Here is a 15,283-nt window from a genome sequence, read left to right as displayed (position 1 = left end):
GAACACGGAAGTTAAGCTCTCTAGCGCCGATGGTAGTTGGGACCTTGTCCCTGTGAGAGTAGGACGTCGCCAAGCAACTAAACACGAGTCAAATGACTCGTGTTTTTTCGTGTTTTCTTTTATAATCCATAGTAATTAAAAAATGTGTTTAAATAATAATTATTTTGATTAAATACAAGGGAACGTGGCTAGGATAGTGAATAAGCAAAAGAGTTGCAAATTTTATTAATACGTATATAATTAAAGTCAAAGATAGTCAAAGTCAATAAAGGTGGCGGATAAATGAGAAATATATCTGATATCATTGAGCAATATCTAAAGCAAGTTATTGACTTAAGTAATAATAATGTGATTGAAATCAAAAGAAATGAGATTGCGGATCGATTCGAGTGCGTACCATCTCAAATCAATTATGTAATCAATACCCGTTTTACGTTAGAAAGAGGATTTGTAGTAGAAAGTAAACGTGGTGGAGGAGGTTACATTCGCATTATAAAAGTCAAACTGCATGATGATATAGACATTATTGATCAAATGCTTCATATGATTGATCATAGCATTGCACAAGGGAATGCAGAGAGTATGATTATACGTTTAATAGAAGAGGGAATCATAACAAATCGTGAAGCTAAACTTATGCTAAGTGTACTAGATCGTTCTGTATTATCAATGGATGTTCCTTCTCGAGATGAACTTAGGGCTCGAATATTATGCGCAATGTTAAGAACACTGAAATATAAATAAATACAGCTGTTGTAAAAGAATAATAACTAAGAGATAAGGTAGTTAAATATTGTAGAGGTTTTGAAAAAAGAACACGCACTTTTATTTAAACGAATAAAGGAAAGTGAACCATCTAGTAATGTATGAAAAGTACTATGAGATAGATCGTTCCTGTTATAAAGGTGGGGATAGTGATGACTTGTCAAAACTGTAATATAAGACCAGCAACTTTACATTATACAAAAGTAATCAACGAAAAGAAGGCGGAAGTTCATCTTTGTGAGCAATGTGCAGAACAAAGTGGCTATACGTCTTTCTTTCAATCATCGCAGTCTAACTTTTCATTTCATGATTTATTTGCTGGGTTATTACACGGTGAATCAACAATGTTTGAAGAAGGAAAAAACGGGTTTTCAAATACAAGTATATTAAGATGTCCAGATTGTAAGATGACATATGAACAATTTACAAAGGTGGGACGCTTTGGATGTGCTTCTTGTTACGATACATTTAAGGAACATTTAAAGCCATTATTAAAACGTCTTCACGGGGGACATACAGATCATTGTGGAAAAATTCCGGAACGTATAGAAGGAAATGTTCACTTAAAGAAAGAATTAGATGAACTAAAACTCATTCTGAAACAATACGTACAGAAAGAGGAGTTTGAGAAAGCTGCTGAAGTAAGGGATAAAATTCGAGGTCTTGAAAATCAGCTTAGTGAGCATAGAGAGGGGGAATAGTTCTATGTCACTGGACAAAATTATGAATGAAGCGATTAGTCCATGGATGAAGGGGGATGGCCCTGATTCTGATATTGTTTTAAGTAGTCGAATTCGTTTGGCTCGTAATTTTAAAAAATATCAATTCTCTACTATGCAAAGCGAAGAAGAAGCTAAACAGATTCATGAATTATTTAAAAAGGAATTTATAAATAAAACGGTAGAACCTTTTGGAGAGTTTGAACTATTAAAAATGAATGAATTAACACCTCTTCAAAGGAGAGTATTAGTTGAAAAGCATTTAATTAGTCCTAACCTTGCAGGAACAGAATATGGAGCATGTCTATTGTCAGAAAGCGAACATATTAGTGTTATGCTTAATGAAGAAGACCATATTCGGATTCAGTGCTTATTTTCAGGATTGCAATTATCAGAGGCTCTTCAAAGTGCCAATCAAATAGATAATTGGATAGAGGAAGAGGTTGAATATGCTTTTGATGAATCACTTGGATATATTACAAGTTGTCCTACTAACGTTGGTACTGGATTAAGGGCTTCTGTAATGATTCACTTACCGGGACTTGTTTTAACGAAAAGAATTAGCCGTATTATACAAGTAATTCAGAAATTAGGGTTAGTAGTAAGAGGAATATACGGTGAAGGTAGCGAAGCGTTAGGTAATATATTTCAAGTGTCAAATCAAATGACGCTAGGAAAATCTGAAGAAGATATTATTGCAGATTTAAAGAGTGTCATTCAACAAATCATACAACAAGAAAAAATGGCTAGAGAATTAATTGTACAAAATTCAAGCATTGAGCTTGAAGATAAAGTTTATCGCTCTTATGGCATACTAGCAAACAGTCGGTTAATTCAATCTGCGGAAGCAGCCACTTGCTTATCAGATGTACGACTTGGTATTGATTTAGGATATATAAAAGGTGTATCGAGAAATATTTTGACTGAGCTAATGGTCCTTACACAACCAGGCATTTTACAACAATATGCAGGAGGACCTTTAGGACCAGAAGAAAGAGATTATCGAAGAGCAACCTTAATCCGTGAGCGATTACGTATTGAAAAAAACTAAGCGCAAGTAGGAGGCGATTTCTATGATGTTTGGAAGATTTACAGAAAGAGCACAAAAAGTATTAGCTTTATCTCAAGAGGAAGCAATTCGCATTGGGCATAATAATATTGGAACAGAACATATTTTACTTGGGCTTGTACGCGAAGGGGAAGGAATTGCAGCAAAAGCGTTGATTGCTCTAGGATTAAGTCCAGAGAAAGTTCAAAAAGAAGTAGAAGCGTTAATTGGACGCGGAACAGAAGCGTCTCAAACGGTACATTATACACCGCGTGCTAAAAAGGTTATTGAGTTGTCTATGGATGAAGCTCGTAAATTAGGTCATTCTTACGTTGGAACAGAACATATCTTACTTGGTTTAATCCGTGAAGGTGAAGGTGTAGCGGCACGTGTTTTAAATAACTTAGGTGTTAGCCTAAATAAGGCAAGACAACAAGTATTGCAACTTCTTGGAAGTAATGAAGCAAGTTCAGGTCACCAAGGTGGTTCTTCAACAAATGCAAATACACCAACACTGGATAGCTTAGCACGTGATTTAACAGTTGTTGCACGTGAAAATCGTTTAGACCCTGTTATTGGACGTGGTAAAGAAATTCAACGTGTAATTGAAGTGTTAAGCCGTAGAACAAAAAACAATCCTGTATTAATTGGAGAGCCTGGTGTAGGTAAAACGGCGATTGCTGAAGGATTAGCACAACAAATCGTAAATAATGAAGTTCCTGAAACTTTAAGAGATAAGCGTGTTATGACATTAGATATGGGTACAGTGGTAGCTGGAACGAAATATCGTGGTGAATTTGAAGATCGTTTGAAGAAAGTAATGGATGAAATCCGTCAGGCAGGAAATATTATTCTATTTATTGATGAACTTCATACATTAATTGGTGCAGGTGGAGCAGAAGGTGCTATTGATGCATCGAACATTTTAAAACCTTCTTTAGCTCGCGGGGAGTTACAATGTATTGGGGCGACAACGTTAGATGAATATCGCAAATATATTGAAAAAGACGCGGCTTTAGAGAGACGTTTCCAACCAATCCATGTTGATGAGCCAAGTTTAGATGAATCAACTCAAATCTTGAAAGGTTTACGTGATCGCTATGAGGCACATCACCGCGTATCTATTACAGATGATGCAATTGATGCAGCTGTAAAGCTTTCAGATCGTTATATTACAGATCGTTTCTTACCAGATAAAGCAATTGATTTAATTGATGAAGCTGCTTCTAAGGTTCGCTTACGCTCTTATACAACACCACCAAATTTAAAAGAGCTTGAAGTGAAGCTTGAGGAAATTAGAAAAGAAAAAGATGCAGCTGTACAAAGTCAAGAATTTGAAAAAGCTGCTTCCTTACGTGATATGGAACAACGCTTGCGTGAGAAGTTAGAAGATACGAAGCGCCAGTGGAAAGAGAAACAAGGACAAGAAAACTCAGAAGTAACAGTAGAAGATATTGCAAATGTCGTATCTACGTGGACGCGTATTCCGGTTTCTAAACTTGCACAAACAGAGACTGATAAATTATTAAACTTAGAATCCATTCTTCACGATCGTGTTATTGGTCAAGATGAAGCGGTAGTAGCTGTAGCGAAAGCCGTTCGTCGTGCTAGAGCAGGATTGAAAGATCCGAAACGTCCGATTGGTTCATTTATTTTCTTAGGACCAACAGGTGTAGGTAAGACGGAGCTAGCAAGAGCGTTAGCAGAATCTATGTTCGGTGATGAGGATGCAATGATTCGCATCGATATGTCTGAGTACATGGAGAAGCATTCTACCTCTCGTTTAGTTGGATCTCCTCCAGGATATGTTGGATATGAAGAAGGTGGACAATTAACAGAAAAGGTTCGCCGTAAGCCATATTCAGTTGTCCTATTAGATGAAGTAGAGAAAGCTCATCCTGATGTGTTTAATATTTTACTACAAGTATTAGAAGATGGTCGCTTAACGGATTCTAAAGGGCGTACGGTTGATTTCCGTAATACAATTGTTATTATGACATCTAATGTTGGTGCAGACGCGTTAAAACGTAATAAACATCTTGGATTTAACGTACAAGATGAGAGCCGCGATTATTCAGATATGAAAGGTAAAGTAATGGATGAACTGAAAAAAGCATTTCGTCCAGAATTCTTAAACCGTATTGATGAAATTATCGTGTTCCATATGCTTGAGAAAAAACATATTCAAGAGATTGTAACACTTATGGTGAATCAGTTAGTGAATCGCTTAAAAGAGCAAGAGATTGAATTGCATTTAACAGAAGGAGCGATTTCAGCCATTGCTGATAAAGGGTTTGACCGAGAGTACGGTGCTCGCCCACTTCGTAGAGCAATTCAGAAACATGTAGAAGATAGACTATCGGAAGAACTTTTAAAAGGTGCTATTGAGAAAGGACAAAAAGTTATCTTTGATGTTGAAGGAGAATCATTTGTCATTCATAGTGCTGAAAAGGTAAAATAAGTATAGACAAACTAAGAGGGCTACGAGATAGCCCTCTTTCTTGTACGAGAAGGATAAATTGTTTATAGATGAAAGTGAAGTGAAATATAAAACGATATGGCTAAAAAGAAAACAAAATTCACATGTCAAGAGTGTGGTTATCAGTCACCGAAATATATGGGGAAATGCCCTGGATGTGGTCAATGGAATACGCTTGTTGAAGAGATGGAGCCGGTTATATCATCAAGGCGCCTTAATTATGCCAATGCGATTCAAACAGAAGTAACAAAGCCAAGACGTCTTACTGAAGTAGAAACAAAGTCTGAGGCGCGTATTGAAACAAAATTTCAAGAGTTTAACCGTGTACTTGGAGGCGGGATTGTAGATGGGTCCTTAGTACTTATTGGTGGAGATCCTGGGATTGGAAAATCAACATTGTTATTACAGATTTCATCACAATTAGCGGATTCTTCATATGATGTACTATACATATCGGGTGAGGAGTCAGCAAAGCAGATTAAACTTCGTGCAGATCGTTTGCATGTAAAGGGTAGTAATCTATTTGTTGTAGCAGAAACGGATTTACAGCGAATTGCAGCACACATTGAAGAGATGAATCCAGCTTTTGTTGTTATCGATTCTATTCAAACGATACATTTACCTGAGGTGACGTCAGCACCGGGAAGCGTGGCACAAGTACGTGAATGTACAGCAGAATTAATGAAACTTGCAAAAACGAAAGGAATCCCTATTTTTATCGTCGGACATGTGACAAAAGAAGGTGCAATTGCAGGACCTCGTATGTTAGAACATATGGTCGATGCAGTTCTTTACTTTGAAGGAGACCGTCATCATACATATCGTATTTTGCGAGCTGTGAAGAATCGTTTTGGTTCCACGAATGAAATGGGTATTTTTGAAATGAAAGAACTTGGCCTTGCGGAAGTCTTAAACCCTTCTGAAATTTTCCTTGAGGAAAGACCTGTTGGGGTTGCAGGATCAACAGTGGTAGCCTCAATGGAAGGAACAAGACCAGTTTTAGTAGAAATACAAGCATTAATCTCCCCTACTAGTTTTGGAAACCCTCGAAGAATGGCGACGGGAATTGATCATAACCGTGTATCACTTATTATGGCAGTGTTAGAAAAAAGAACAGGTTTATTATTGCAAAATCAAGACGCATATTTAAAAGTAGCAGGTGGTTTGAAATTAGATGAACCAGCAATTGATTTAGCTGTGGCTTTAAGTATAGCTTCAAGTTTTAGAGATAAATCTACGGCACCAACCGATGCAGTAATAGGAGAAGTAGGATTAACTGGAGAAATAAGAAGAGTATCAAGAATTGAACAACGTGTACAAGAAGCGGCTAAATTAGGATTTCAACGTGCTATTATTCCTAGAAAAAATTTGGGAGGATGGACAATTCCGGATGGGATTGAGGTAGTAGGTGTATCTAATTTGGGAGAAGCGCTTCGTTTGACATTAGGAGGCTAGGCTATGGAAGAAAACAAGCAACGTGTCAAAAGTATGATTAATATTTTACAGCTCGTGGCTCCGGGAACACCACTGCGCGAGGGGATAGATAATGTACTTCGCGCACAAACAGGGGGATTAATTGTTCTTGGATATAACGAGCAGATTAAAAGTATTGTCGATGGAGGTTTTCATATTAATTGTGCATTCTCTCCTGCTAGTTTATACGAGTTAGCAAAAATGGATGGGGCACTTATTTTAAATGAAACAGGAAGTAAAATTTTAATTGCGAACGCACAATTAGTTCCAGAGGCATCTATTGATTCTATTGAAACGGGAATGCGTCACCGAACGGCAGAGCGTGTAGCGAAGCAGACAGGTAGCCTTGTTGTGGCTATTTCACAAAGACGTAACGTAATTACACTATATCAAGGGAATTTACGTTATACACTAAAAGATATAGGTGTTATTTTAACAAAGGCAAACCAAGCTATTCAAACGTTAGAAAAATATAAAGCTGTATGGAATGATGGGATTACGAATTTGGGCATTCTAGAATTTGAAGAGGTTGTTACAATGTCCGAGGTGGTTCATGTTTTACATAGTGTTGAAATGGTACTACGTATTAAAAATGAAATATTGAGCTATATTCATGAACTAGGAACAGAAGGTAGGTTAATTCGTTTACAACTTACTGAACTACTAGCTGATTTAGAAGCAGAGGCAGCGCTATTAATAAAAGATTACCATCAAGAAAAAACACAAGACCATCATCAAATTTTGAAAAAGTTACAAGAACTTGCAAATACACAACTTCTAGAGGATAGTGATTTAGTTAAATTGCTTGGATATCCAGGGCAAACGAGTTTAGAAGAAAGTGTGACACCGAGAGGATACCGAATCACCAGCAAAATTTCACGTGTTCCACCACTTATCATTGAAAATTTAATTAATCGATTTAAAACTTTGCAAGGTGTTTGTCGGGCAACTATTAATGAATTAGATGATGTGGAAGGAATTGGGGAAGTCAGGGCGAAGAAAATACGAGAAGGCCTAAAAAGAATTCAAGAGCATCTCTATATGAGTAGACACAATTAAGAATATTACATTGATTCCATAATATAACGACACTAGAACACTTTTGGTATATGATATGATATATTGGTAAATAAAACTATTTATAAAAAAACACGTCCGCTTTTGCATTCGGCGTTTTGATTAGCGAAACAATGGTTAATAATGAGTAGGAGGTGGTTGGATGTTAAAACGGATTGTACAGCTCTTCTTTTTAGTAATCGGGGGAGCATTAGGGATTTACTTAATCCCAAAAGTTATTAATGTATTAGACATGGGTGCCGTTCCTTTATTGGAAGGATCGTATGTTCGTGCAATTATTGGTGCAATTATTTTATTTTTAACAACATTTTGGCTTGTAGATTATATCGTTCAACTTATTAAGCATATTGAAGAGGCCCTTGTAAAGGCGCCTGTAGCGGATGTTTTATTTGGTACATTAGGGTTAATCTCTGGTCTTATTGTTGCATATTTAATTTTAATACCAATTCGTGAATTTACAATTCCAGTTATTAGTACAGTGTTGCAAGTGTTCTTTACTCTTTTACTTGGATACTTAGGATTCCAAGTAGGGTTTAAGAAGAGGAATGAATTGCTAGGATTATTTACATTACCACAACGTGGGAAGAAGAAAAATAATAATAGTGAGAATGAAGAAACTGAAACTGAGGTAGAAGAATCTACAACTCATTGGAAAATTCTTGATACTAGTGTAATTATCGATGGACGTATTGCTGATATTTGCCAAACAAAGTTTTTAGAAGGAACAATTGTGATTCCACAATTCGTGTTAGAAGAACTTCAGCACATTGCCGATTCTTCTGATGCTTTAAAGCGTAATCGTGGTCGCAGAGGATTAGATATTTTAAATCGTATTCAAAAAGAGATGCCGATTCCGGTAGAAATTTATGAAGGTGATTTTGATGATATTCAAGAAGTGGATAGCAAACTTGTAAAGTTGGCGAAAATTACTGGTGGAACGGTAGTAACGAATGATTTCAACTTAAATAAAGTCTCTGAATTACAAGGGGTAACGGTGTTAAACATTAACGATTTAGCTAATGCGATTAAACCTGTTGTACTCCCAGGTGAAGAACTAAGCGTTTATGTTGTAAAAGATGGAAAAGAACAAAATCAAGGTGTTGCATATTTAGATGATGGCACGATGATTGTAGTAGAAGATGGTAGAGAATACGTAGGTTCGCAACTCAATGTACTTGTTACGAGTGTGTTACAAACATCAGCTGGTCGTATGATTTTCGCCAAACGTAAATTATTAGAAAAAGCATTATAAGTAGAGGATTATTAATATGTATACATTAATTATTCCAGCAGCTGGTCAAGGAAAGCGAATGGGTGCTGGCAAAAATAAGTTGTTTTTACTTATTAATGAAGTACCGATTATTGTGCATACGTTACGTGCTTTTGAAAAGGATAAAGCATGTAAAAATATTATCATGGCAATTAACGAAGAAGAGCGCCCATATTTTGAAGAGCTAATGCAGAAGTATCCGGTTGAAAAGCCAGTACAATTTATTCAGGGTGGAGCTGAAAGACAAGATAGTGTGTATAACGCGATTCAGCATACGAGTGATGTTGGGTATGTTCTTGTACATGACGGTGCGCGCCCGTTCGTAACAAATAAAGTGATCCAAGATGTATTAACTGCAGCAGAAAAATATGGAGCTTCCATTTGTGCGGTGCCAGTGAAAGATACCGTTAAGAAAGTACAGCAGGGTGTTGTTGTCGAAACAGTAGAAAGATCTCAGCTTAAAGCTGTACAAACACCGCAAGGGTTCTCTGTTTCTCTTTTGTTAGAAGCTCATAGAAGTGCGAAGCAGAGTTGTTTCCTTGGTACAGATGATGCAAGTCTCGTGGAACGTATCGGGAAGCAAGTAGGTGTAGTAGAGGGGAGTTACTATAATATTAAAGTGACGACTCCAGAGGATTTACTAATTGCTGAAAGCTTTCTTCACGTTCAAAAGAAATAATAGCAAGGATTATAGCGAAGAAAAGCTCGGCAAAGGCCGGGCTTTTCTTTATAGGGATAGCGATATAATATAGAGTCATAAAGCTTAGTAGTTTAGCTTGAGGAGGATGTAAAGAATGTTTCGAATTGGACAAGGTTTTGACGTACATGAATTTGCGGAAGGTAGACCGTTAATTATCGGTGGAATTACAATTCCTCATGAGAAGGGATTGATCGGTCACTCGGATGCAGATGTACTATTACATACGATCGCAGACGCATGTTTAGGTGCAATTGCGGCAGGTGATATTGGAAAACATTTCCCGGATACAGACCCTGCCTTTAAAGATGCGGATTCAGCTGTGTTGTTACAGAAGGTTTGGGAATTTGTACGTGAACAAGGTTATGAGCTAGGGAACCTAGATTGTACAATTATCGCCCAAAAGCCGAAAATGGCACCACATATTGAAAGTATGCGTAAACGCATTAGCGAACTATTAGAAACGTCTGTTGATAATATCAATGTAAAGGCAACAACAACAGAAAAATTAGGATTTACAGGTAGGGAAGAAGGAATTGCTTCTCAAGCAGTTGTTTTATTACAGAAAAAATAATGGTTTTTAATTCGTAAGATGGATAATCACATTTTTTTGGTGTACAATTATAGAATGTGTTGACATTAAGAATGGAAGGTGTACCAATTATGGAAAAGCAAGTGAGAGTGCGCTATGCGCCAAGTCCAACAGGACACTTACATATCGGAAATGCGCGTACGGCATTATTTAATTATTTATTTGCTCGTCATCAAGATGGTAAGTTTATTATTCGTATTGAAGATACTGATGTAAAACGTAATGTTGCTGGTGGAGAAGAAAGCCAATTAAAATACTTGAAATGGCTCGGTATGGACTGGGATGAAGGTGTTGATGTTGGTGGTGAATTTGGACCATATCGTCAAACAGAGCGTTTAGATATGTATAAAAAATTATATGAAGATTTATTAGAGCGTGGTTTAGCTTACAAATGTTATATGACAGAAGAAGAGCTAGAAGCGGAACGTGAAGGGCAAATCGCTCGTGGTGAAACACCTCGTTACGCAGGTAACCACCGTGATTTAACTGAAGCACAAGTGAAAGAATTTGAAGCTGAGGGACGTATTCCGAGTATTCGTTTCCGTGTACCAGCTGACCGTGATTACACATTTAAAGATATTGTAAAAGATGAAGTTGCATTCCATTCAAATGATTTCGGTGATTTCGTTATCGTGAAAAAAGATGGAATTCCAACTTATAACTTTGCGGTAGCAGTAGATGATCACTTAATGGAAATTACACACGTACTTCGTGGTGATGATCATATTTCAAACACGCCAAAACAAATGATGATTTATGAAGCTTTCGGTTGGGATATTCCGCAATTCGGTCATATGACTTTAATTGTAAATGAAAGCCGTAAAAAATTAAGTAAGCGTGATGAATCTATTATTCAATTTATTGAGCAATATAAAGAGCTTGGATATCTTCCAGAAGCAATCTTTAACTTTATTGCATTACTAGGTTGGTCGCCAGTAGGAGAAGAAGAAATCTTCTCTCAAGAAGAGTTTATCAAAATGTTCGATGCAGCTCGTTTATCAAAATCACCTGCATTATTTGATTCTCAAAAACTAAAATGGATGAACAACCAATATATGAAAAAGCAAGATTTAGATACGGTGGTAGAATTAAGCTTACCGCATCTAGTGAAAGCTGGACGTATAGGTGAAACTTTAAGTGAACAAGAACAAGCTTGGATTCGTGATGTAATTGCGTTATATCATGACCAAATGAGTTTTGGAGCTGAAATTGTAGAGCTTTCTGAAATGTTCTTCAAAGATCATGTTGATTATGAAGAAGAAGGACAAGAAGTATTAAAAGGTGAACAAGTACCAGAAGTACTTCGTGCATTTGCCGGTCAAGTAGAAGCACTAGAAGCGATGGAACCAGCAGCAATTAAGGCGGCTATTAAAGCAGTCCAAAAGGAAACAGGTCATAAAGGTAAAAACTTATTTATGCCAATCCGTGTTGCAACTACTGGTCAAACACATGGTCCAGAACTTCCTAATGCTATTGTACTTCTTGGAAAAGAAAAAGTGTTAAATCGTCTTCAAAAAGTAATTGGTTAACATTTTCTAGGTTTAGAAATATAATAAGTATACTTAAAACCTAATAAGGAAAAGCGACGAGAAGGAGAAGTAGAAAATCAGGCTTTTTACAGAGAGAACCACCTTTAGGCTGGAAGTGGTTTATAAGCGGATTTTTGAAATGCCCCTTCGAGTCTTCTGCTGAACAGCAAATTGTTTTGTGAAACGTCTTAGGGCGTAAAGTAAGCAGAAGCGGTGTGTACCGTTATCAGAGATGAGTTTGAGGCTTCTTTAGCCTAAACAGAGTGGAACCGCGCTTATAAGGCGTCTCTGTCAATATGACAGAGGCGTCTTTTTTATACTGTAAAAATGGGTATGAGTATAAGTTTTATCCCCGTGCACAAAGATTTAGGGGGATAAGTAGGGAGTTAAGGGAGTTAGTTCGCTCGAAAAAGCATCCCATAAAGGGGAGGGAACGTCGATGTTTAAGAGGCTTCGGGAAGATATTGAAGTCGTTTTTGAACAGGATCCAGCGGCAAGAAGTTATTTCGAAGTCATTTTGACTTACTCTGGATTACATGCAGTTTGGGCCCATCGAATTGCACATGCTTTTTATAAAAAGAATTTCTTCTTTATTGCACGTTGGATCTCACAGGTTAGTCGTTTCTTTACTGGCATTGAGATTCATCCAGGAGCAACAATTGGTCGTCGTTTTTTCATAGACCATGGAATGGGGGTTGTAATTGGAGAAACGTGTGAAATTGGTGATGATGTAACAATCTATCAAGGAGTTACATTAGGTGGTACAGGTAAAGAAAAGGGAAAGAGGCACCCTACAATTCAGGATAATGTATTAATTGCAACAGGTGCTAAGGTACTAGGTTCTATTACAGTTGGAGAGAATTCTAAAATTGGAGCGGGGTCTGTCGTATTAAAAGAAGTCCCTGCGCATTCTACAGTTGTAGGTATACCTGGCCGAGTCGTTATTCAAAATGGAGTAAAGATCGGTCAAGAATTAAATCATTCTGACCTTCCAGACCCAATTTTTGATAAATTAAAGGTCATGGAAGTAGAACTTGATAAATTGAAAAAACAACTTGAAGTAAAGGTAGAAAGGAAGGATAAAAATGACTATTCACATTTATAATACGTTAACACGTCAAAAGGAAGAGTTTACTCCATTAGAAGAAAATAAGGTAAAGATGTATGTATGTGGACCTACAGTTTATAACTATATTCACATTGGGAATGCAAGACCACCTATGGTATTTGATACAGTACGCCGTTATTTAGAATATAAAGGGTATGATGTGCAGTACGTATCTAACTTTACTGACGTAGATGATAAGTTAATTAAAGCAGCAAATGAATTAGGTGAAGATGTGCCGACAATTGCTGACCGTTTCGTTGAAGCGTACTTTGAAGATGTAACAGCACTAGGTTGCAAACATGCAACGGTTCATCCGCGTGTAACGGAAAATATGGATATCATTATTGAATTTATTCAAGAACTTGTGAATAAAGGATATGCATATGAATCAGAAGGCGATGTGTACTTTAGAACGAAGGAATTCGAAGGGTACGGTAAATTATCGCATCAACCAATCGCAGACTTACGCCACGGTGCGCGTATTGAAGTAGGAGAAAAGAAACAAGACCCTCTTGATTTTGCTTTATGGAAAGCTGCGAAAGAAGGAGAAATCTTCTGGGAAAGCCCTTGGGGTAAAGGTCGTCCAGGGTGGCATATTGAATGCTCGGCAATGGCACGTAAATACTTAGGAGATACAATCGATATTCACGCTGGTGGTCAAGACTTGGCATTTCCTCATCATGAGAATGAAATTGCGCAGTCTGAGGCGTTAACAGGAAAAACATTTGCACGTTATTGGATGCACAATGGATATATTAATATTAATAATGAGAAGATGTCTAAGTCACTTGGGAACTTTATTTTGGTTCACGATATCATTAAGCAATATGATCCACAGTTAATTAGATTCTTTATGCTATCAGTACATTACCGTCACCCAATTAATTTCAGTGAAGAGTTATTACAAAGCACAAATAACGGACTGGAAAGAATTAAAACGGCTTACGGTAACTTAAAACACCGTATGGAAAGTAGTACGGATTTAACAGATCATAATGAGAAATGGTTAGCTGAGCTGGAAAAATTCCAGACTGCATTTGAAGAAGCAATGAATGATGACTTCAACACTGCTAATGCAATCACTGAATTATATAATGTAGCAAATCATGCGAATCAATATTTACTGGAAGAGCATACGTCTAAAGTGGTAATTGAAGCTTATGTAAAACAACTTGAAACATTATTTGATATTCTAGGGTTAGAATTAGCGCAAGACGAGTTGCTTGATGAAGAAATTGAAGCGCTTATTCAAAAACGCATTGAAGCTCGTAAAAATCGTGATTTTGCGTTATCAGATAAAATTCGCGATGATTTAAAAGACCGTAATATTATTTTAGAAGATACCGCTCAAGGTACAAGATGGAAAAGAGGATAAGAATGATTGATGCAAAGCAATTAAACAGCTTAGCGTTAGCATATATGGGTGATGCGGTATATGAACAATATATCCGCTATCACCTACTTCAAAAAGGGAAAGTTCGTCCTAATCAATTGCATCGATTAGGGACGAGCTTTGTTTCGGCAAAAGCACAGGCGAAAGTTGTTTATCATTTATTAGAGACAGCATTTTTAACTGAGGAAGAAGAAGCGGTACTAAGAAGAGGGCGTAATGCAAACTCAGGTACTGTTCCGAAAAATACGGATGTACAAACATATCGACATAGTACAGCATTTGAAGCGCTAATTGGCTATCATCACTTATTAAATAATCGTGAAAGATTAGACGAAATTGTATATAAGGCAATTGCTGTTTTAGAAGAGAAGGAAGGGGGCACATCATCATGAGTAGTGAATATATTATCGGACGTAACCCTGTAATTGAAGCGTTACGATCAGGAAGAGATATCAATAAAATTTGGGTTGCAGAAGGTGCTGCCAAAGGACAAGTACAAATTGTACTAGCACTAGCGAAAGAAAATAAGATTATTTTACAACATGCACCAAAAAAGAAGTTAGATCAATTAGTTGAGGGGAACCATCAAGGGGTAATTGCTCAAGTGGCTGCCTATCAATATGCTGAGTTAGAAGATCTATTCAAAGTAGCAGAGAAGCGTAATGAAGATCCGTTCTTCTTAATTTTAGATGAAATTGAAGACCCGCATAACCTAGGTTCTATTATGCGTACTGCGGATGCAACAGGAGCTCATGGAATTATTATTCCAAAAAGAAGAGCTGTGGGACTTACAGCATCAGTTGCGAAAGCATCTACTGGAGCAATTGAATATATTCCCGTTGCACGCGTAACGAATTTATCTCGTACAATTGATGAATTAAAAGAACGTGGACTTTGGATCGCTGGTACGGATGCAAAAGGGAAAACGGATTACCGTAATTTAGATGGTAAAATGCCAATTGGATTAGTAATTGGCAGTGAAGGAAAAGGTATGAGTCGTATTATTGGTGAAAAATGTGATTTCCTAATAACTTTACCGATGGTCGGTAAAGTTACATCCTTAAATGCTTCAGTAGCCGCAAGTTTGTTAATGTATGAGGTATATCGTAAACGTCACGAAATTGGTAAATAAA

At 37.1% G+C, this 15,283-nt stretch carries 14 protein-coding genes and 1 other annotated feature; all 14 genes read left to right on the top strand.

Annotation, left to right across the window (positions count from 1 at the left end; all coding sequences use genetic code 11):
* The first annotated feature begins 282 nt into the window (after positions 1-282).
* The 14 genes from ctsR (at position 283) to rlmB (ending at position 15,282) form a co-directional block, all read left to right on the top strand.
* Complete coding sequence (gene ctsR / locus ACQVV1_RS27820) at positions 283-744, top strand: transcriptional regulator CtsR (protein ID WP_060629196.1); 462 nt, start codon at positions 283-285, stop codon at positions 742-744.
* Positions 745-917: 173 nt separating this feature from the next.
* Entirely contained in the window at positions 918-1,466 is a 549-nt protein-coding gene (gene mcsA / locus ACQVV1_RS27815) for a protein-arginine kinase activator protein McsA (RefSeq protein WP_063222339.1), read from the top strand.
* A 4-nt stretch (positions 1,467-1,470) separates the two neighbouring features.
* Positions 1,471-2,535 carry a protein-arginine kinase McsB gene (mcsB, locus tag ACQVV1_RS27810; RefSeq protein ID WP_063222340.1) on the top strand — a complete coding sequence of 355 codons (1,065 nt, stop codon included), beginning with the start codon at positions 1,471-1,473 and terminating at the stop codon, positions 2,533-2,535.
* Positions 2,536-2,557: 22 nt separating this feature from the next.
* Entirely contained in the window at positions 2,558-4,993 is a 2,436-nt protein-coding gene (gene clpC, locus ACQVV1_RS27805) for an ATP-dependent protease ATP-binding subunit ClpC (protein WP_060629199.1), read from the top strand.
* Between the two features lie 96 nt (positions 4,994-5,089).
* Positions 5,090-6,466 carry a DNA repair protein RadA gene (gene radA / locus ACQVV1_RS27800; protein ID WP_063222341.1) on the top strand — a complete coding sequence of 459 codons (1,377 nt, stop codon included), beginning with the start codon at positions 5,090-5,092 and terminating at the stop codon, positions 6,464-6,466.
* 3 nt (positions 6,467-6,469) lie between these two features.
* Positions 6,470-7,543, top strand: a complete 1,074-nt coding sequence (gene disA / locus ACQVV1_RS27795; RefSeq protein ID WP_309259592.1) for a DNA integrity scanning diadenylate cyclase DisA — start codon at positions 6,470-6,472, stop codon at positions 7,541-7,543.
* A 160-nt stretch (positions 7,544-7,703) separates the two neighbouring features.
* The gene (locus tag ACQVV1_RS27790) at positions 7,704-8,813 is read left to right on the top strand and encodes a PIN/TRAM domain-containing protein (RefSeq protein ID WP_242256486.1); all 1,110 of its coding nucleotides are present in this window, start codon (positions 7,704-7,706) and stop codon (positions 8,811-8,813) included.
* Positions 8,814-8,829: 16 nt separating this feature from the next.
* Entirely contained in the window at positions 8,830-9,510 is a 681-nt protein-coding gene (gene ispD / locus ACQVV1_RS27785; protein ID WP_242256484.1) for a 2-C-methyl-D-erythritol 4-phosphate cytidylyltransferase, read from the top strand.
* Between the two features lie 115 nt (positions 9,511-9,625).
* On the top strand, positions 9,626-10,102 hold the full coding sequence (ispF, locus tag ACQVV1_RS27780) for a 2-C-methyl-D-erythritol 2,4-cyclodiphosphate synthase (protein WP_000488389.1): 477 nt from the start codon (positions 9,626-9,628) through the stop codon (positions 10,100-10,102).
* An 89-nt stretch (positions 10,103-10,191) separates the two neighbouring features.
* Positions 10,192-11,649 carry a glutamate--tRNA ligase gene (gene gltX, locus ACQVV1_RS27775; RefSeq protein ID WP_098557118.1) on the top strand — a complete coding sequence of 486 codons (1,458 nt, stop codon included), beginning with the start codon at positions 10,192-10,194 and terminating at the stop codon, positions 11,647-11,649.
* 47 nt (positions 11,650-11,696) lie between these two features.
* Positions 11,697-11,942 (top strand) — a binding site (T-box leader).
* Positions 11,943-12,088: 146 nt separating this feature from the next.
* Entirely contained in the window at positions 12,089-12,754 is a 666-nt protein-coding gene (cysE, locus tag ACQVV1_RS27770; RefSeq protein ID WP_431169818.1) for a serine O-acetyltransferase, read from the top strand.
* Positions 12,735-14,132, top strand: a complete 1,398-nt coding sequence (cysS, locus tag ACQVV1_RS27765) for a cysteine--tRNA ligase (RefSeq protein WP_060629205.1) — start codon at positions 12,735-12,737, stop codon at positions 14,130-14,132. The genes cysE and cysS overlap by 20 nt, the downstream gene beginning before the upstream one ends.
* A gap of 2 nt (positions 14,133-14,134) precedes the next feature.
* Positions 14,135-14,542 carry a Mini-ribonuclease 3 gene (locus tag ACQVV1_RS27760; RefSeq protein WP_000564261.1) on the top strand — a complete coding sequence of 136 codons (408 nt, stop codon included), beginning with the start codon at positions 14,135-14,137 and terminating at the stop codon, positions 14,540-14,542.
* Positions 14,539-15,282 (top strand): 23S rRNA (guanosine(2251)-2'-O)-methyltransferase RlmB, encoded by a 744-nt coding sequence (gene rlmB / locus ACQVV1_RS27755; protein WP_063222348.1) that lies wholly within the window; start codon positions 14,539-14,541, stop codon positions 15,280-15,282. Before ACQVV1_RS27760 ends, rlmB begins: the two co-directional genes overlap by 4 nt.
* The last annotated feature ends 1 nt before the right edge of the window (position 15,283 follow it).

The organism is Bacillus basilensis (genome assembly GCF_050630465.1).
Lineage (GTDB): Bacteria > Bacillota > Bacilli > Bacillales > Bacillaceae_G > Bacillus_A > Bacillus_A basilensis.
This window is presented reverse-complemented; position numbering and strand designations above follow the sequence as displayed.